Source organism: Variovorax sp. RA8 (assembly GCF_901827175.1).
Classification (GTDB): Bacteria; Pseudomonadota; Gammaproteobacteria; order Burkholderiales; family Burkholderiaceae_C; genus Variovorax.
This window is the reverse complement of sequence record NZ_LR594662.1, coordinates 5,539,484-5,555,714: the sequence shown is the minus strand read 5'-3', so window position 1 is coordinate 5,555,714 and position 16,231 is coordinate 5,539,484. Positions and strand designations below refer to the sequence as shown.

The 16,231-nt window shown below is 68.2% G+C and carries 17 protein-coding genes and 1 riboswitch; of the genes, 11 read left to right on the top strand and 6 right to left on the bottom strand.

The features are described from left to right. Nucleotides 1–142 precede the first annotated feature (142 nt). Complete coding sequence (locus E5P3_RS26535; RefSeq protein WP_162588688.1) at nt 143–1,099, top strand: tripartite tricarboxylate transporter substrate binding protein; 957 nt, start codon at nt 143–145, stop codon at nt 1,097–1,099. A gap of 6 nt (nt 1,100–1,105) precedes the next feature. On the opposite strand, the gene E5P3_RS26530 is transcribed toward E5P3_RS26535, so the two are convergent. Further along, entirely contained in the window at nt 1,106–1,951 is an 846-nt protein-coding gene (locus tag E5P3_RS26530; protein ID WP_162588687.1) for a GNAT family N-acetyltransferase, read from the bottom strand. A gap of 76 nt (nt 1,952–2,027) precedes the next feature. Between E5P3_RS26530 and trxC the strand changes: the two genes are divergently transcribed. Next, complete coding sequence (gene trxC / locus E5P3_RS26525; protein WP_174263102.1) at nt 2,028–2,465, top strand: thioredoxin TrxC; 438 nt, start codon at nt 2,028–2,030, stop codon at nt 2,463–2,465. Between the two features lie 84 nt (nt 2,466–2,549). Continuing rightward, complete coding sequence (locus tag E5P3_RS26520; RefSeq protein WP_232073319.1) at nt 2,550–3,170, top strand: DUF4399 domain-containing protein; 621 nt, start codon at nt 2,550–2,552, stop codon at nt 3,168–3,170. An 18-nt stretch (nt 3,171–3,188) separates the two neighbouring features. Here the strand turns inward: E5P3_RS26520 and E5P3_RS26515 are convergent, their stop codons facing one another. Together E5P3_RS26515 and E5P3_RS26510 are read right to left on the bottom strand one after the other, a co-directional pair. Continuing rightward, nucleotides 3,189–3,980 (bottom strand): HAD-IIB family hydrolase, encoded by a 792-nt coding sequence (locus tag E5P3_RS26515; protein WP_162589880.1) that lies wholly within the window; start codon nt 3,978–3,980, stop codon nt 3,189–3,191. An 86-nt stretch (nt 3,981–4,066) separates the two neighbouring features. Then, nucleotides 4,067–5,695, bottom strand: a complete 1,629-nt coding sequence (locus tag E5P3_RS26510; protein WP_162588686.1) for a peptide chain release factor 3 — start codon at nt 5,693–5,695, stop codon at nt 4,067–4,069. 100 nt (nt 5,696–5,795) lie between these two features. Next, nucleotides 5,796–5,864, top strand: a riboswitch (S-adenosyl-L-homocysteine riboswitch). Nucleotides 5,865–5,929: 65 nt separating this feature from the next. On the opposite strand from E5P3_RS26510, the gene ahcY reads away from it, so the two are divergent. From ahcY to E5P3_RS26490, 4 genes are read left to right on the top strand one after another with little or no spacing between them, the layout of a single operon-like run. After that, complete coding sequence (gene ahcY / locus E5P3_RS26505; RefSeq protein WP_162588685.1) at nt 5,930–7,369, top strand: adenosylhomocysteinase; 1,440 nt, start codon at nt 5,930–5,932, stop codon at nt 7,367–7,369. A 19-nt stretch (nt 7,370–7,388) separates the two neighbouring features. Beyond that, the gene (locus E5P3_RS26500) at nt 7,389–8,186 is read left to right on the top strand and encodes a TlyA family RNA methyltransferase (protein ID WP_162588684.1); all 798 of its coding nucleotides are present in this window, start codon (nt 7,389–7,391) and stop codon (nt 8,184–8,186) included. Next, nucleotides 8,164–8,997: a methylenetetrahydrofolate reductase [NAD(P)H] gene (metF, locus tag E5P3_RS26495; RefSeq protein WP_162588683.1), complete on the top strand. Its 834-nt coding sequence runs from the start codon at nt 8,164–8,166 to the stop codon at nt 8,995–8,997. The genes E5P3_RS26500 and metF overlap by 23 nt, the downstream gene beginning before the upstream one ends. Then, nucleotides 8,994–9,689: a septal ring lytic transglycosylase RlpA family protein gene (locus tag E5P3_RS26490; RefSeq protein WP_162588682.1), complete on the top strand. Its 696-nt coding sequence runs from the start codon at nt 8,994–8,996 to the stop codon at nt 9,687–9,689. The genes metF and E5P3_RS26490 overlap by 4 nt, the downstream gene beginning before the upstream one ends. Before the next feature lie 10 nt (nt 9,690–9,699). Here the strand turns inward: E5P3_RS26490 and E5P3_RS26485 are convergent, their stop codons facing one another. Then, nucleotides 9,700–10,602: a 23S rRNA (adenine(2030)-N(6))-methyltransferase RlmJ gene (locus E5P3_RS26485; RefSeq protein ID WP_162588681.1), complete on the bottom strand. Its 903-nt coding sequence runs from the start codon at nt 10,600–10,602 to the stop codon at nt 9,700–9,702. A 186-nt stretch (nt 10,603–10,788) separates the two neighbouring features. Here E5P3_RS26485 and rplM point away from each other — a divergent pair, with 186 nt between their 5' ends. From rplM to mdtD, 4 genes are all read left to right on the top strand, one after another. Continuing rightward, the gene (rplM, locus tag E5P3_RS26480; protein WP_162588680.1) at nt 10,789–11,220 is read left to right on the top strand and encodes a 50S ribosomal protein L13; all 432 of its coding nucleotides are present in this window, start codon (nt 10,789–10,791) and stop codon (nt 11,218–11,220) included. Between the two features lie 12 nt (nt 11,221–11,232). Continuing rightward, complete coding sequence (gene rpsI / locus E5P3_RS26475) at nt 11,233–11,625, top strand: 30S ribosomal protein S9 (protein WP_162588679.1); 393 nt, start codon at nt 11,233–11,235, stop codon at nt 11,623–11,625. Nucleotides 11,626–11,756: 131 nt separating this feature from the next. Next, nucleotides 11,757–12,122 (top strand): iron-sulfur cluster insertion protein ErpA, encoded by a 366-nt coding sequence (erpA, locus tag E5P3_RS26470; protein WP_068683558.1) that lies wholly within the window; start codon nt 11,757–11,759, stop codon nt 12,120–12,122. Nucleotides 12,123–12,184: 62 nt separating this feature from the next. After that, nucleotides 12,185–13,603 (top strand): multidrug transporter subunit MdtD, encoded by a 1,419-nt coding sequence (mdtD, locus tag E5P3_RS26465; RefSeq protein WP_162588678.1) that lies wholly within the window; start codon nt 12,185–12,187, stop codon nt 13,601–13,603. 72 nt (nt 13,604–13,675) lie between these two features. Here mdtD and E5P3_RS26460 read toward each other — a convergent pair whose 3' ends face one another. Both E5P3_RS26460 and E5P3_RS26455 read right to left on the bottom strand, forming a co-directional pair. Further along, on the bottom strand, nt 13,676–14,791 hold the full coding sequence (locus tag E5P3_RS26460) for an anhydro-N-acetylmuramic acid kinase (protein ID WP_162588677.1): 1,116 nt from the start codon (nt 14,789–14,791) through the stop codon (nt 13,676–13,678). 19 nt (nt 14,792–14,810) lie between these two features. Next, on the bottom strand, nt 14,811–16,160 hold the full coding sequence (locus E5P3_RS26455) for a M23 family metallopeptidase (protein WP_162588676.1): 1,350 nt from the start codon (nt 16,158–16,160) through the stop codon (nt 14,811–14,813). Between the last annotated feature and the right edge of the window lie 71 nt (nt 16,161–16,231).

Here is a 16,231-nt window from a genome sequence, read left to right as displayed (position 1 = left end):
GGCACGAAGGCCAGTTTCTACGAGCGCGCGGACGTGCAGCAGGCGGCTTGACGCGCCGGCGACAGGCCCGGGGGTCAGCCCCGATTGCCCGGAGCCCGGCATCGCGGCCAAATGGCAGGCCTTTCTGTCCTGGAGCTGTCCCATGTTTCGCCGTTCCCTCCTGTGCGCCGCCCTCGGCCTGGCGGCTGCCGCCGCTGCGCACGCCCAGAGCTTTCCTGCCAAGCCGATCAAGCTCCTGGTCGCCTTCCCCGCCGGCGGCCCGACCGACATCACGATGCGCCAGCTGGCCGACAACGCCTCGAAGATCCTCGGCCAGCCGATCGTGGTCGAGAACAAGCCCGGTGCCGGCGGCACGCTGCCTGCGCAGGCGCTCCAGACCGCGCAGCCGGACGGGTATACCGTCGGGCAGACCCCGCTGGGCGTGTTCCGCCTGCCCTACACCACCAAGATCACCTGGGACCCGGTGAAGGACATCAGCTACGTGATCAACGTCACCGGCTACGCCTTCGGCATCGTCGTGCCGGCCGACAGTCCCTTCAAGACCTGGAAGGATTTCGTGGCCTATGCCAAGGCCAACCCCGGCAAGCTGACCTACGGCTCGACCGGCAACCTGACCAGCCCCCACCTCACCACGGAGCTCGTCGCGCAGCAGGCCGGCATCGAGCTGCAGCACGTGCCCTACAAGGGCAGCGCCGACCTGATGCTCGCGGTGCTCAGCGGCCAGCTGATGGCCGCGGCCGACAGTACCGGCTTTGCGCCGCAGGTCGAGGCCGGCAAGCTGCGGGTGCTCAACACCTGGGGCGAGAAGCGGCTGGCCAAGTTCCCGGATGCACCGACGCTGAAGGAGCTGGGCTACGACATCGTGCAAAGCTCGCCCTTCGGCATCGGCGCGCCCAAGGGCACGCCGCCGGAGGTGGTGAAGAAGCTGCACGACGCCTTCAAGCAAGCGATGGAGGAGCCCAGCTACGTGGCCGCCCTGGGCCGCTACGACATGCTGCCCAACTACATGAGTTCGGCCGACTACGCGAAGTTCGCCCAGGCCACCTTCATGCGCGAGAAGGCGCTCATCGAGAAGCTGGGGCTGGCCAAGCCGCAGTGAGCGTGGCTAGCCGAGCTCGAAGCTCGTGATGCCGTAAACCCGCTGCAGTTCGCAGGCTGGGGCCGGGCCCGCGTACATGCGCGCAGTCTCGAAGACGCTGCGCAAGCCCTGCGCCTGCGCCAGCGCGACGGCGGCCGCGTTGGGCAGTGGCACGTCGAGGTACACCGTGTCGCCGGCCGGCACCGCGGCGCACAGGGCGGCGTACATCGCGCTCGCGATCCCGGGTGTGTCGGCCACCAACGGGGCGATCTTGTGGCCCTCGCGGCAGCGCCGGATCACGCCCCATCCGGCGACCTTTCCTTCCTCGAGCCAGGCCAGGCCGATGGCGTCGGGCATGGCAGTCCAGCAGCGCAGGAAGGCGTCGCGCGGTGCCGGGAAGACGCGACGGTCGTCGGCGCACAGTGCGGCGAAGTCAACGCTTGCGAGTGGCACGATCGGCACGTGCGCGCCGGGCGCTGCGGCACCGGCCGTGCCGGCGAAGCGGACGTTGTTCCATGCCGGCACGAAGCCGCTCTTGCGATAGTTGTCCTGCTGCGCGGGCACGCCATCGAGGCCCACGACGTGGCCCGACAGCCGCTTCATGCCCGCCGTCCAGAGGCGAAGCCCGATGCCGCGCCCGCGCCAGTCGGGCCGCACGATGTACAGGCCGATGAAGCCGAAGCGGCCGGCATAGGAGACTGCGGAAATGCAGCCCACCGGCTCGCCGCCGCATTCGGCGACCAGGAAGGCATCGGGGTCGGCGGCATGGAAGCAGGCGGCGTCGTGCAGGCCGGGGTTCCAACCCTCGTCCGCGGCCCAGTCGACTGCTACCGCGACCTCGTCGCGGCTCATGCTGCGGATGGTGTATTCCATGCGCGGCATTGTCGCGGCCGCTTGCATTCGCCGCACCCGGCCCCAGCTCCCCGGGATGATCGTGACGGAGTCCCCCATGAACGAATCGCTGCACGTTGTCTGCCCCCATTGCCACACCACCAATCGCGTGCGCCAGGCACAGCTGGGCAGCGCGCCCGATTGCGGCAGTTGCCACCGCCCGCTCTTCGGCGGCCGCTCGACGGCGCTGGACCAGCCGGCCTTCGAGCGTCACATCGGCCGCAACGAAATCCCCGTCCTGGTGGATTTCTGGGCACCCTGGTGCGGCCCTTGCCTGCAGATGGCGCCCGGCTTCGAGCAAGCGGCGGCCCAGCTCGAACCGCAGGTGCGGCTCGCCAAGGTCGACACCGAGGCCGTGCCGGCACTGGCCGCGCGCTTCAACATCCGCAGCATTCCGACCCTCGCCCTGTTCCGCGGCGGCCGCGAGATCGCCCGCCAGGCCGGGGCCATGGGCGCGGCCGATATCGTGCGCTGGGCGCGGGCGCAGCTGGGCTGAGCCTTCGCCCCCCCGACGCTCGCGTGAGCGTTGCATGCGTCATGCGCCGGACTCAGGGATGGCGCGACGCTCGAGTCGCCGTTCGTGGCGCGCTTCGGACTGTCCATGCGCGGCATCGTGCCCGCCGGCCAGAGCGCCGGCCACGCGGGGCACCACCATCTGCTGATCAACCAGCCGCTGCCGCTCGACTTCCGCAAGCCGCTGCCCTTCACCGACCAGTACATCCATTTCGGCAAGGGCCAGATGGAGACGGTGATCGATCTGCCGCCGGGCAGCTGCTCGCTGCGCCTGGTGCTGGCCGACCAGGGGCATATACCCTTCTTCGTCTACAGCAAGCCGCTCAGGCTCACGGTGAGCCGGCAATACAAGGGCGTTGCGCCGGCCGCGCTGCTGGGCGCGCAGCGCATCGAAATCCTGAGCCCGGCCGAGCGCGCGACGGTGCAGGTGCCGATGCGCATCCAACTGCACGCGAGCGGCTACAACGTCTCGCATGCCGCGCCGAAGCTGCCGGAGACCGGGCGCTTCCGCCTGACCTTGCAGCGGCATGGACAGCGTCCCGAGGTCATCGAACTCGACGGCGGGCAGACCGAGCTCTGGCTCAGTCCTCCCAAGGGCAGCTACACGGCAAGGGCCGAGTTCCTGAACAACGCCGATGGCCGGTCGATGCCCAGCGCCGGGCCGGTCGGCTTCACGATTGCGCCGTGAAGAAGCGGCAGGGCGCCTTCAGCCGCGTGCCTGGAGGATGGCGGCCGCGACTTCGGCAAAGCCCGCTCCACGCTCGCTGGGCGCCACGTAGCGCGGCAGGTGGGCCAGCGAGGCCTCGAAGCGTCGCACGTTGGCGACGCCCACACTGTGGGCGAAATGCTCGAACATCAGCGCGTCGTTGGTCGAGTCGCCCACGTAGGCCCAGCGCTGCATCTCCTCGTCCAGCGGGCGGGCCCACAGCTCGCGCACGATCCAGCGGGCGCCTTCCAGCTTGTTGTGCTCGCCGTACCAGCCGTTGATGTGGATGCTGCTCACGGTGGCGTGCATGCCTTCGCTGCGCATCAGGTCGGCCACCTGCGCGATGGTGGCGTCGTCGAGCCGGGTGAATTCGCTGTGGTCGATGGCGATGTCGCATTCCCGGCCGGCAGCATCGGCGGCGCGGCGCGCGCCGGGGATCTGGCGCTCGATGCGCACGAGCACGGCCTGCATGCGCTCGAAGTTGCGCGCCCGGGTCGCGGCATCCTGCTGGTAGCACTTTTCGATGCGGCCTGCTGCGGTGCGCACCAGCGCGACGGCGCCGTTCTCCGCGACGATCGCATCGACGGGCCAGACGCTCGCGAAGGGCTCGCTCCAGCCGACCGGGCGGCCGGTCACGGCTACGAGGTTCAGCCCGGCGGCCCGCAGCGCGCTCATGGCGTCCAGCGCATCCGGCGTCACGGCGCCCTCGGTGGTCAGCGTGTCGTCGATGTCGGTGAACACGCCGACGAGCTGCGCGCGCGTCTCGATGGGCCAGGCCTCGAGCGGCAGCATCAGCCGGCCGCCGGGCCGCCCCAAGGGCGGCTGCGCCCCCTCGGGGGGCAGCGAGGACACGTCAGTGCCGAGCGTGGGGGGCATTGTCAGCCCACGCTCTGCAGGGCCAGGCCCGCATGCTCGCGCAGCGGATGGAAATGGATCTTCGGAAAGCGCTCCTGCGCCAGCCGCACGTCATAGGGCGAGGTGCACAGGTAGGCCAGTGTGTCGGCCGCATCGCGCGCCATGCGTGCCGGGTAGGCGTCGGTGAAGGCGCGCAGCTCGGCCGGCGTGTCGGCCGTGATCCAGCGCGCGCCGGTGTACTGGCAGCCTTCCAGCCGCACGTCGGCGTCGTACTCGGTCTTCAGGCGGTGCTGCACCACTTCGAACTGCAGCTGTCCCACCGCGCCCAGCAGCATCGGACCGCCCACCTCGGGCCGGAACACCTGGATCGCGCCTTCCTCGCCCAGCTGGGCCAGGCCCTGCTGCAGCTGCTTGGTGCGCAGCGGGTTCCTGAGGATCACGGTCATGAAGAGCTCGGGCGCGAAGAAGGGCAGGCCGGTGAACTGCAGCGAGGCGCCGTCGGTGATGGTGTCGCCCAGCTGCACGCCGCCGTGCGTGGTGAAGCCGACGATGTCGCCCGCATAGGCCTCCTCCACCGCCTCGCGCCGCTGGCTCATGAAGGTGACCACGCTGGTCGGGCGCAGCTCCTTGCCGGTGCGCTGCACCTTGAGCTTCATGCCCGGCGTGTACTTGCCCGAGGCCATGCGCACGAAGGCGATGCGGTCGCGGTGGTTGGCGTCCATGTTGGCCTGCACCTTGAACACCACGCCGGCGAAGTCCTTGTCGTCGGGCTTGATCTCCTTCACCACCGGCTGGCGGTTGACCATGGTGGTGCTGGTGCGCGAGCGCGGCGAGGGCGCCAGGTCGACCAGCGCGTCGAGCACTTCCATCACGCCGAAGTTGTTCACGCCGGAACCGAAGAACACGGGCGTCTGCTTGCCCGCCAGGAAGGCCTCTCTGTCCCAGGTGGGCGAGGCGCCGGTGGCCAGCTCCATGCTTTCCATGGCGCTCTCGAAGTCGGCACCGAAGCGCCGGGTCAGCGTGTCGCGTTCGGTCAGCGCAATGGTCTCGAAGTCCTGCGGCAGCCGCTCGCTGCCCGACTCGAACACCGTCATGGCCTGGGTGCGCAGGTTCATGATGCCGCGGAAGGTCTTGCCCTGGCCAACTGGCCAGGTCATCGGCACGCAGGGCATGCTGAGTTCGCGCTCCACCTCGTCGAGGATGTCGAGCGGCTCGCGCACCTCGCGGTCCATCTTGTTGACGAAGGTGATGATGGGCGTGTCGCGCTGGCGGCAGACCTCGATCAGGCGCCGGGTCTGCGCTTCGACGCCGTTGGCCGCGTCGATCACCATGAGGGCCGAGTCGACCGCGGTCAGCACGCGGTAGGTGTCCTCGGAGAAGTCCTTGTGGCCCGGCGTATCCAGCAGGTTGATCACGTGCTCGCGGTAGACCATCTGCATCACCGAGCTGGCCACGGAGATGCCGCGCTGCTTCTCGATCTCCATCCAGTCGGAGGTGGCATGGCGCGAGGCCTTGCGCGCCTTCACCGAGCCGGCGATCTGTATCGCGCCGGAGAACAGCAGCAGCTTCTCGGTCAGCGTGGTCTTGCCGGCGTCGGGGTGGGAGATGATCGCGAAGGTGCGACGGCGTCGGGTTTCGGAGGCGAAAGACATGAAGAAGCGAAACGAATGAAGGCGGTGGACCGCGGGCGTCGGCCGAACCCGCAATTATCGATGCCCGTGGCATTCTGGCGCCGCTCAGGTAAAATCCGCCGCTTCCGAGGAGCGTTGCAGCGCCGGCAGGCGTGAGGCTCGGACCCACTCGCAACCACGCTCACCCGCTGTTCTCGCGGTGAGTTTCTTCCCCGATCGCAGCGGCTCATTCAATCAAGTTTGTTTGGAGCCAACATGAGCGCCGTTCTCAAAGCTTCCCCGGTGTCCACCGCCGACCAGGCGATCGCCGACCTGTCCCTTGCCGCCTGGGGCCGCAAGGAAATCAAGATCGCCGAAACCGAAATGCCCGGCCTGATGGCCATCCGCGAAGAATTCGCCAGGAGCCAGCCGCTGAAGGGCGCGCGCATCACCGGCTCGCTGCACATGACGATCCAGACCGCAGTGCTGATCGAGACCCTGCAGGCGCTGGGCGCCACGGTGCGCTGGGCCTCGTGCAACATCTTCTCGACCCAGGACCACGCGGCCGCCGCGATCGCCGCCGCCGGCACGCCGGTGTTCGCGATCAAGGGCGAGTCGCTCGAGGACTACTGGGACTACACCCATCGCATCTTCGACTTCGGCCCCAAGGGTGGGGCCGGCGAAGGCCCGAACATGATCCTCGACGACGGCGGCGACGCCACGCTGCTGATGCACCTGGGCCAGAAGGCCGAGAAGGACCAGGGCGTGCTGGCGAACCCGACCAGCGACGAGGAGCGCATTCTCTATGCCGCGATCAAGGCCAAGCTGGCCGTCGATCCCACCTGGTACACCCGCAAGTCGGCCGAGATCATCGGCGTGACCGAGGAGACCACCACCGGCGTGCACCGCCTCAACGAAATGGCCGCCAAGGGCACGCTGCTGTTCCGCGCCATCAACGTGAACGACTCGGTGACCAAGAGCAAGTTCGACAATCTCTACGGCTGCCGCGAGTCGCTGGTGGACGGCATCAAGCGCGCCACCGACGTGATGATCGCCGGCAAGGTGGCGGTGGTGGCCGGCTACGGAGACGTGGGCAAGGGCTCGGCCCAGGCCCTGCGCGCACTCAGCGCCCAGGTGTGGGTGACCGAGATCGACCCGATCAACGCGCTGCAGGCCGCGATGGAAGGCTACCGCGTCGTGACCATGGAATATGCCGCCGACAAGGCCGACATCTTCGTCACCACCACCGGCAACAAGGACGTCATCACGCACGCCCACATGGTCGCGATGAAGGACCAGGCGATCGTCTGCAACATCGGCCACTTCGACAACGAGATCGAGGTCGCCTCGCTCGAGAAGTACGAGTGGGAAGAGATCAAGCCGCAGGTCGACCACGTGATTTTCCCGGACGGCAAGCGCATCATCCTGCTGGCCAAGGGCCGGCTGGTGAACCTGGGCTGCGGCACGGGCCATCCGAGCTACGTGATGAGCTCCTCCTTCGCCAACCAGACGATCGCGCAGATCGAGCTCTTCACCAAGCCCGACGCCTATCAGGTCGGCAAGGTCTACGTGCTGCCCAAGCACCTGGACGAGAAGGTCGCGCGCCTGCAGCTGTCCAAGCTCAGGGCCGAGCTCACGGTGCTGACGGACGCGCAGGCCGCGTACATCGGCGTGAACAAGAACGGCCCCTACAAGCCGGACAGCTACCGCTATTGAGCGGGGGCCGCGCAACGCCGTGCGCGCCGATCAGTTGCTCGTCGAACGCGGCCTGGCTGCTTCGCGCTCGCAGGCCGTGCGCTTGATCGCGGGAGGCCTGCGCTGGCATGACGGTGCGCGCTGGCGCACGGTGGGCAAGAACGGCGAGGACCTGCCGAAGGATGCCGAGCTCGAACTGCTCGATCCGGCCGAAGCGCGGTACGTCTCGCGCGGCGGGCTCAAGCTCGAGGGCGCGCTGGCCGCGGCCGGCATCGAGGTGCGCGGCAGGCGTTGCCTGGACGTCGGCCAGTCGACCGGCGGCTTCACCGACTGCCTGCTGCAGCAAGGTGCGGTGCACGTGGTGGGTGTCGACGTCGGACATGGCCAGCTGCATCCGCGGCTGCGCGGCGATCCGCGCGTCACCGCCGTCGAGGGTGTCAATGCACGCGTGCTCGATGCCTCGGCATGGGGCGCGGCGTCGCCGCCGCAGCCGCAGTTCGACCTGATCGTCGGCGACCTGTCCTTCATCTCGCTCACGCTCGTGCTGCCTGCCCTGGTTCCTCTGCTCGCCGCGACAGGCGAACTCCTGATGCTGGTCAAGCCTCAGTTCGAATTGCAGCCGGCGCAGATCGGCAAGGGCGGCATCGTGCGCGATGCCTCGCTCTATCCAGTGGTCGAGCAGCGCCTGCGCGCGGCCTGCGAGCAGCTCGGCCTGCAGGTACGGGGCTGGTTCGACAGTCCCATCGCGGGTGGCGACGGCAACCGCGAGTTCTTCATCCATGCCGCTTTCGCGAGCGGCCCACCAGGAGCCGGCCGTGCGCCTTCCGTTGAGCTTTGAATTCTTTCCGCCCAAGACGCCCGAAGGCGTGGTCAAGCTGCGCGCCGTACGCCAGCAGCTCTATGCGCGCCGGCCCGAGTTCTGCTCGGTGACCTATGGCGCGGGCGGGTCGACCCACGAGGGCACCTTCGGCACGGTGCGCGAGATCCTTGGCGAGGGGGTCGATGCCGCCTGCCATTTCTCCTGCATCGGCGCCACCCGCACGACCGTGCGCGAGCAACTGAAGGAGCTCAGGACCATGGGTGTCAAGCGCCTGGTGGCGCTGCGCGGCGACCTGCCCAGCGGCTACGGCATGGGTGGCGAGTTTCACTATGCGAGCGACCTGGTCGGGTTCATCCGCGAGGAGACCGGCCGCGATTTCCACATCGAGGTCGCGTGCTATCCCGAAGTGCATCCGCAGGCGCGCTCGCCCGAGGCCGACCTGCAGGCTTTCGCAGCCAAGGTGCGCGCCGGGGCCGATGCCGCGATCACGCAGTACTTCTTCAGTCCGGAGGCGTACTTCCGGTTTGTCGAGGAGGCGCGCAGGCTCGGACTCGACACCCCGATCGTCCCGGGCATCATGCCGATCACCAGCTCCACCCAGCTGATGCGCTTCTCCGATGCCTGCGGCGCCGAGATCCCGCGCTGGATCCGGCTGCGGCTGCAGGGCTTCGGCGACGACACCGCCTCGATCAAGGCCTTCGGCCTCGACGTGGTGACCGAGCTCTGCGCGCGCCTGGCGAGCGGCGGCGCGCCGGCCATCCACTTCTACACCATGAACCAGTCGGTGGCGACGCTCGCGTTGCTGGAGCGGCTGGGTTGGGAAGGATGAGGGGCCCCTGTCTCGCGAAGCGGCTCGCGCTGGTACTGGCGGCCGCTGCGCTGACTGCCTGCACCACACAGCAGCCCGCGTCGCCGCCGGCGCCGACGCCTTCGGCCGGCGAAAGCGGCACCGGGCTGCGCCCGCTGGCCCGCCAGCCTGCGCTGCCGCCTGGTGCACCGCCGCGCTCGCAGGTGCCTTCGGTGCGCTACGACCTCGCGGTTTCGGGCGCAGACGAGGACGACGGCGTGCCTGGGGACGCAGGGTCGCGCGAGATCTTCGAGCGCGGCGGCGCCTCCTGGTACGGCATCCAGTTTCATCAGCGCAAGACCGCCAACGGCGAGCGCTTCGACATGACGGCCATGACCGCCGCCCACAGGACGCTGCCCTTCAACACCCGCGTCTGCGTGCGCAGCCTGGTCAACGGCCGCGAGGTGCTGGTGCGCATCAACGACCGCGGGCCCTATTCGGCCGGCCGCATCATCGACCTCAGCCGGGCAGCGGCGGATGCGCTGGACATGCTGGGGCTGGGGATCAAGCAGGTGGCGTTGTCGATCATCGACAAGCACAGCACGCGTTGCGGCGACACGGAGATCGATCCCGCCGCGATCGATGCGCCACCCCCGGAAGCCAGGGCCGCGAAGCCTGCCAGGAACCCGGCGCCGCGGCGTGTCCGCGAGGTGCCGCCACGCCTGCGACGCTGAAGATCGCCGCTCAGCCGCCGCTGTCGAGCGAGAAGGCGGCGTGGCGGTCCTGTGCGAGGCGTTGCGCCATCTGGGGCAGGGCAGGCTCGAGCTGGGCCTTCAGCGTGAAGGGCGGGTTGACGAGGAACATGCCGCTCGCGGGCAGCCCCGGCCGGTGCTGGACGCCGGAGGCGTCGGTCAGGATCTTGCTCGACTTGACGGTCAACGTGGCGTGCAGCCAGGGCTTGCCGGCCTTGGTGGCCAGGGTCTTGAGGCGGCGAGGCAGGTCGTGCGCCTCCGGTCGCGGAATGATCGGATACCAGATCGCGTAGGTGCCGGTCGCGAAGCGCTTGAGCGCCTCGGCGACGAAGTCGAGCACGCGCCCGTAGTCGCTCTTGATCTCGTAGCTGGGGTCGCAGAGCACCAGCGCCCGGCGCGACGGTGGCGGCAGGAACTTGGTGGCGCTGCCGAAGCCGTCGTCGCGCAGCACCGCGATCTGGCGACCGGCCTCGAGCTGAGCGATGTTGGCGCTCAGGGTGCGCGCGTCGGTGGGGTGCAGCTCGAAGAGCTTGAGCTTGTCATGCTCGCGCAGCAGGTGCTGAACGATGAAGGGGGAGCCGGGATAGACGCGCGCGCCGCCCTTGGGATTGAAGTCCCGCACCACCGCGAGGTAGTGCGCCAGCGCGTCAGCGAGCGGCGCCTCGTCGGCCTTTGGCTCGGCTTCGGAGAGCAGCCGCAGCACCCCTTCGGCGGCCTCCCCGCTGGTACCGGCGTAGTCGCCGTCGAGGCGGTACAGCCCGGCGCCGGCGTGGGTGTCGACCACCGTGAGCGCGGTGTCCTTCTCGAGGAGGTGCTCGAGCGCGGCGATCAGCACCGTGTGCTTGAGCACGTCGGCGTGGTTGCCGGCATGGAAGGCGTGGCGGTAGCTGAACATGGGGGGGATGGTAACTGCCCTGGGTCCGCCGCTGCGCTCGTCGGGCCATTCTTTGTATAATCGCGGGCTTCGCAGCGTTTTGCGGCCCCGCGGCGGAGCATTTGACCCCACCTAAGAGATTCCCGTCAGAGGAACACCGACCGTGGAAAAGGGCCCCCCAAACCACTTTCCCTTCAAGGAAAACTCATGACCAAAACGTTCAGCGCCAAGCCCGCTGACGTGACGCACGAGTGGTTTGTGATTGACGCGACCGACAAGGTCCTCGGACGAGTAGCCAGCGAAGTTGCTCTCCGTCTACGCGGCAAACACAAGGCCATCTACACGCCTCACGTCGATACCGGTGACTTCATCGTCATCATCAACGCAGCCCAGCTGCGCGTCACCGGCGCCAAGCCGCTTGACAAGGTGTACTACCGCCACTCGGGTTACCCTGGCGGCATTACTGCCACCAGCTTCCGCGACATGCAAGCCAAGCATCCGGGCCGCGCCCTGGAAAAAGCCGTCAAGGGCATGCTGCCCAAGGGTCCGCTGGGCTACGCGATGATCAAGAAACTCAAGGTGTACGGCGGTGCAGAGCATCCGCACACCGCCCAACAGCCCAAAGTGCTGGAACTCTAAGGAGCCTTGAGAATGATTGGTGAATGGAACAATGGCACCGGCCGTCGCAAATCCAGCGTCGCCCGCGTGTTTCTGAAAAAAGGCTCCGGCAAGATCACGGTCAACGGGAAGGACATCACTGCGTTCTTCGGCCGCGAAACCTCGATCATGATCGCCAAGCAACCGCTTTTCCTGACCGACAACGTCGAGACCTTCGACATCATGGTCAACGTGGCAGGCGGCGGCGAGTCGGGGCAGGCCGGGGCGACGCGCCACGGCATCACCCGTGCGCTGATCGACTACGACGCGTCGCTCAAGCCGGTGTTGAGCCAAGCCGGCTTCGTGACCCGCGACGCCCGCGAGGTGGAGCGCAAGAAGGTCGGCCTGCATTCCGCACGCCGTCGCAAGCAGTTCTCGAAGCGCTGATCGGCTCGCCGATTGCCTTGGGCTTATCGCTCGTACTGCCAAAAAACCGCCTTCGGGCGGTTTTTTGGTTATTGCAGTAGCATTCTTGAGTTGGCCGCTCCGTTCGGCCCCTCTACAGGAGTTCTCTATCCATGAGCGCCGTTGCCGAAAACATTCAAACCCAGATGCCCGAACCGATCGTCTTCACGGACAGCGCGGCCGCCAAGGTGGCCGACCTGATCGCCGAAGAAGGCAATCCCGATCTCAAGTTGCGCGTCTTCGTCCAAGGCGGCGGCTGCTCAGGCTTCCAGTACGGCTTCACCTTCGACGAGATCGTGAACGAGGACGACACGACGATGACCAAGAACGGTGTGTCCCTCCTGATCGATGCCATGAGCTACCAGTACCTCGTCGGCGCCGAGATCGACTACAAGGAAGACCTGCAGGGTGCCCAGTTCGTGATCAAGAACCCTAACGCGACAAGCACCTGCGGCTGCGGGTCCAGCTTCTCGGCCTGATGGCTTGACCCCGCAACAAAGAGCCGCCTTCGGGCGGCTTTTTGCTGCCTGTCGTTCTCCCCATGACCGCCTCCGTTTCCACGCGCAAGAGCCTGCTGTGGCTGGTCGCCGTCGGCTTCTTCATGCAGACGCTGGACGCCACCATCATCAACACCGCCCTGCCGGCCATGGCCGCCAGCCTGGGGGAGAGTCCGCTGCGGATGCAGTCGGTCGTCGTGGCTTATTCGCTGACGATGGCGATGCTGATCCCGGCCTCCGGCTGGATCGCCGACCGCTTCGGGACCCGGCGCGTGTTCTTCTCGGCCATCGTGCTGTTCGTGCTCGGCTCGGTGGCCTGCGCGTTGTCGCGCAGCATCGGCCCGCTGGTGGCCGCGCGGGTGCTGCAGGGGCTGGGCGGCGCGCTGCTGCTGCCGGTGGGGCGGCTGGCGCTGCTGCGCACGGTGCCGCGCGCGGAGTTCCTGGCGGCCATGAGCTTCGTGGCCATTCCGGGGCTGATCGGGCCGCTGCTCGGGCCCACGCTGGGCGGCTGGCTGGTGCAGTACGCCTCCTGGCATTGGATCTTCCTGATCAACGTGCCGGTGGGACTGGCGGGCTGCCTGGCCACGCTCAGGCTGATGCCGGACCTCCGGGCCGTGCAGCAGCGGCCTTTCGATGGCGTGGGCTACGCCATGCTGGCCTTCGGCATGGTCGCGATCTCGCTGGCGCTCGATGGCGTTTCAGGACTGGGCCTGCGCCAGGCCGGCGTGCTGCTGCTGCTGGTGTTCGGCTTCGCCAGCATTACCGCCTACTGGCTGCATGCCGTTCGTCGGCCGGACCCGCTTTTCGCCCCGTCGCTCTTCGGCATCCCGACGCTCAGCATCGGCCTGCTCGGCAACTTGTTCTCGCGCCTGGGCAGCAGCTGCATGCCCTTCCTGATTCCGCTGCTGCTGCAGGTCTCGATGGGCTATACGCCGCTCAGAGCCGGGCTGATGATGCTGCCGATCGCGCTCGCCGGCATGGCCATGAAGCGGGCCGCCGCGCCGCTGATCACCCGCTTCGGCTATCGCCGGGTCCTGGTGGTCAATACCGCGCTGGTCGGGCTCACGATGGCCAGCTTCGGCCTGGCCGCGCCATCGCAGCCGTTGGCAATGCACGTCCTGCAGCTGCTGGCTTTCGGCGCGGTCAATTCACTGCAGTTCACCGCGATGAACACCGTGACCTTGCGCGACCTCGACGAGGGCATGGCCAGCAGCGGCAACAGCCTGCTGTCGATGGTGCAGATGCTGGCGATGAGCCTGGGTGTGGCAGGTGCCAGCGCAGTATTGGCGGGCTATACCGAGGTCTTCGGCAGCATCGACGCGCTGGCCACGCTGCATGCCTTCCAGGCGACTTTTGCGAGCATGGGGCTCCTCACCGTGGCCTCGGCCCTGATCTTCTGGCACCTGCCGCCGCACGCGAGAGCCGTGCAACCGGAGCAGCCTGAAGTCTCGGGCCAACATTAGTCCACTGAAACATTGAACCGGTCGGTGCTGTCCGCCCGCTTCAATGATTCAGTGGACTCGCGGGGCGTCGATTCAGGCTGGGTAGATCGCGCCCAGCACGCGGGCTCCGCGTGCGCCCGTCACGCTCGCCAGGTTGCCGGATTCCCGGCGCATCGTGCTGCGCGCCAGCCATGCGAAGGCAGCCGCCTCGACCTGCTGGGGCGGCAGGCCGCGCTCGGCGGAGGAGAGCACCTGCACCGTGGGTAGCAGCGCCCGCAGCCGGCCCATCAGGTGCTCGTTGAGCGCGCCGCCGCCGCAGATGATCAGCAGGCGAATGTCTTCGCCATGGCGCTGCAGCTCGGTGGCGCAGACCAGGGCCGTCAACTCGGCCAGCGTGGCCTGTACATCGGCCGGCTGGGCGGCTGCGCCCGCCAGGCGCGCGGCCAGCCACGTGGGATTGAACAGGTCGCGGCCGGTGCTCTTGGGCGGTGGCTTGGCGAAGTAGGGATCCGCCAGACAGCGCGAGAGCAGGTCGGGCAGCACGCGGCCGGTGGCCGCCCAGCGGCCGCCTTTGTCGAAGGGCTGGCCAATGTGGCTTTGGCACCAGTGATCGAGCAGCGCATTGCCGGGGCCGCAGTCGAATCCAAGAACCGTGCCACTGCCTGCCGGCAGCAGACTCAGATTGGAGATGCCGCCGATGTTGAGCACCGCCACCGCCTGCTCGTCGCGCGCGAACAGCGCCCGGTGGAAGCCGGGCACCAACGGCGCGCCCTGCCCGCCGGCCGCGAGGTCGCGGCTGCGGAAATCGGCAACCACGCAGATGCCGGTGAGCTCCGCAACCAGCGAGGGGTTGTTGATCTGCAGGGTATAGCCGACATCGTCGAACTCTCCGGGTCGGTGCCGCACGGTCTGCCCATGCGCGCCGATGGCGGTTACGGCCGCGGGCGAGGTGCCGGTGTCGGCGAGCAACTGCTCGACCACCCCGGCATAGACCCGCGCGAGCCCGTTGCCGGCCAGGGCGGCGCGGTGCAATTCGTTGTCGCCGCCAAGGGAGTTGAGCGCCATCAGCTCGGCGCGCAGCGAAACCGGGAAGCTTGCCGTCGCGTGGGCACGCACAGCGATGCGCTCGCCGGAGAAGTCGGCCAAAACGCCGTCGACGCCGTCGAGCGAGGTCCCGGACATCAGGCCGATGAAGAGCTCTTCAGCCATGCCGGGAGGGGGCGATTGCCTAGTCGGCGCTGGCTTGGACGACGGAAAACGCCGCAGCCAGTTCGGTGCGGGCGGCTACTGCCAAACGGTCGAACGACGGTCGCGCGGCCGGCGAGATCGGCGCCCCGCCTTCCTGCTGGGCAATGGTCGTTGGATCGTGATACTCGCCGTTGATGCGGAATTCGAAATGCAGGTGCGGGCCGGTCGCCCAGCCGGTCGAGCCGACGGCGCCCACGGTCTGCCCCTGGGTCAGGGTCTGACCTGCCTTGACGTCGATGCGGCTGAGGTGCGCGTAGGCCGTCTGCTGGTTGTTGCGGTGGTTCACGATCACGATGTTGCCGTAGCCGTTCTGCGTGCCCGCGAACTCCACGGTGCCGTCGCCTACGCTGCGCACCGCCGTGCCGGCCGGGGCCGCGTAGTCGACGCCGTTGTGCTGGCGCCAGCTGTTGAGGATCGGGTGCATGCGCATCGCGAAGCCGCTCGATACACGCGTGAACTCGACCGGGAAGTTCAAGTAGGCGCGGCGCAGACTATCGCCATTGGGCCGGTAGTAGGCGCCCTTCTGGCCGGGTTCCTGGAACCACAGCGCCTGGTGGAGCTTGCCGTTGTTCTCGAACTCCGCCGACAACACGCGGCCGCTGCGCAGCGTCTGGCCATCGGCGTCGAAGGTCTCATAGACGACGGCGAAGCGGTCGCCCTTGCGCAGCGAGCGGAAGTCGACCTCGCCGGAGAAGATATCGGCCAGCTGGCTGGCCACCGAATCCGGGATGCGCGCATCGTCGGTCGCCGCGAAGAGCGAACTGCGGACGATGCCGCTGGCCAGCCGGGTGCCCGGGGTCAGGGCCTCGGTCTCGGTGCGGGCGCGGAAGCTGCCGCCGACCTTCTCGACCACCAGGCGCTTGAAGGCGCCGTCCCCATCGGGCATCCAGCGGGCGCTGAGCTTCTGCAGGGTGTTGTCCTGGCTGGCTTCGGCCGTGACGGTGCGGCCTGCGCGGCCGAGCAGCGCCATGCGCGCCTCCGGATTGCCGCGCACGAAGGCCGCCGCGGCATCGTCTGCGATGCCCAGGCGCCGCAGCAGCGCCTCGGCGGTGTCGCTCGAGCGGGTGATCTCGGTGCGGAAGAGGGTGAAGCCATGCGTGTCGAGCGCCTCCACCTGGTTCTCGAAGGCGAGCGGCTTGACCGCCTCGAACACCTGCTTGACGGGCAGTTCGGACGCGTCCGGACCGAGCGAAGCGACGGCGAAGGCTCCGCCGCCGGCGGACAGAAGCAGGGCGGCGATGGCCGCCGTGATCTGCCGAGGGTATGTCCGGAAAGTGTGCGCCAGCCGGGAAGCAAATGCTTCCTCGGCGGCCAGGATGCCGTTGATCAAAACTACGAATTCCAGCTCAGGTTCAGCAAATCCGCCTGCGAGAAGCCGTATCGGACGGGGCGGCAGGGCGG

What these genes read in the sequence shown, in the direction of transcription:
- E5P3_RS26535 (WP_162588688.1), top strand. Translation starts at nt 143, where the DNA reads ATGTTTCGCCGTTCCCTCCTGTGCGCCGCCCTCGGCCTGGCGGCTGCC.
- E5P3_RS26530 (WP_162588687.1), bottom strand. Translation starts at nt 1,951, where the DNA reads ATGGAATACACCATCCGCAGCATGAGCCGCGACGAGGTCGCGGTAGCA.
- trxC (WP_174263102.1), top strand. Translation starts at nt 2,028, where the DNA reads ATGAACGAATCGCTGCACGTTGTCTGCCCCCATTGCCACACCACCAAT.
- E5P3_RS26515 (WP_162589880.1), bottom strand. Translation starts at nt 3,980, where the DNA reads ATGCTGCCGCTCGAGGCCTGGCCCATCGAGACGCGCGCGCAGCTCGTC.
- E5P3_RS26510 (WP_162588686.1), bottom strand. Translation starts at nt 5,695, where the DNA reads ATGTCTTTCGCCTCCGAAACCCGACGCCGTCGCACCTTCGCGATCATC.
- ahcY (WP_162588685.1), top strand. Translation starts at nt 5,930, where the DNA reads ATGAGCGCCGTTCTCAAAGCTTCCCCGGTGTCCACCGCCGACCAGGCG.
- E5P3_RS26490 (WP_162588682.1), top strand. Translation starts at nt 8,994, where the DNA reads ATGAGGGGCCCCTGTCTCGCGAAGCGGCTCGCGCTGGTACTGGCGGCC.
- E5P3_RS26485 (WP_162588681.1), bottom strand. Translation starts at nt 10,602, where the DNA reads ATGTTCAGCTACCGCCACGCCTTCCATGCCGGCAACCACGCCGACGTG.
- rplM (WP_162588680.1), top strand. Translation starts at nt 10,789, where the DNA reads ATGACCAAAACGTTCAGCGCCAAGCCCGCTGACGTGACGCACGAGTGG.
- rpsI (WP_162588679.1), top strand. Translation starts at nt 11,233, where the DNA reads ATGATTGGTGAATGGAACAATGGCACCGGCCGTCGCAAATCCAGCGTC.
- erpA (WP_068683558.1), top strand. Translation starts at nt 11,757, where the DNA reads ATGAGCGCCGTTGCCGAAAACATTCAAACCCAGATGCCCGAACCGATC.
- mdtD (WP_162588678.1), top strand. Translation starts at nt 12,185, where the DNA reads ATGACCGCCTCCGTTTCCACGCGCAAGAGCCTGCTGTGGCTGGTCGCC.
- E5P3_RS26460 (WP_162588677.1), bottom strand. Translation starts at nt 14,791, where the DNA reads ATGGCTGAAGAGCTCTTCATCGGCCTGATGTCCGGGACCTCGCTCGAC.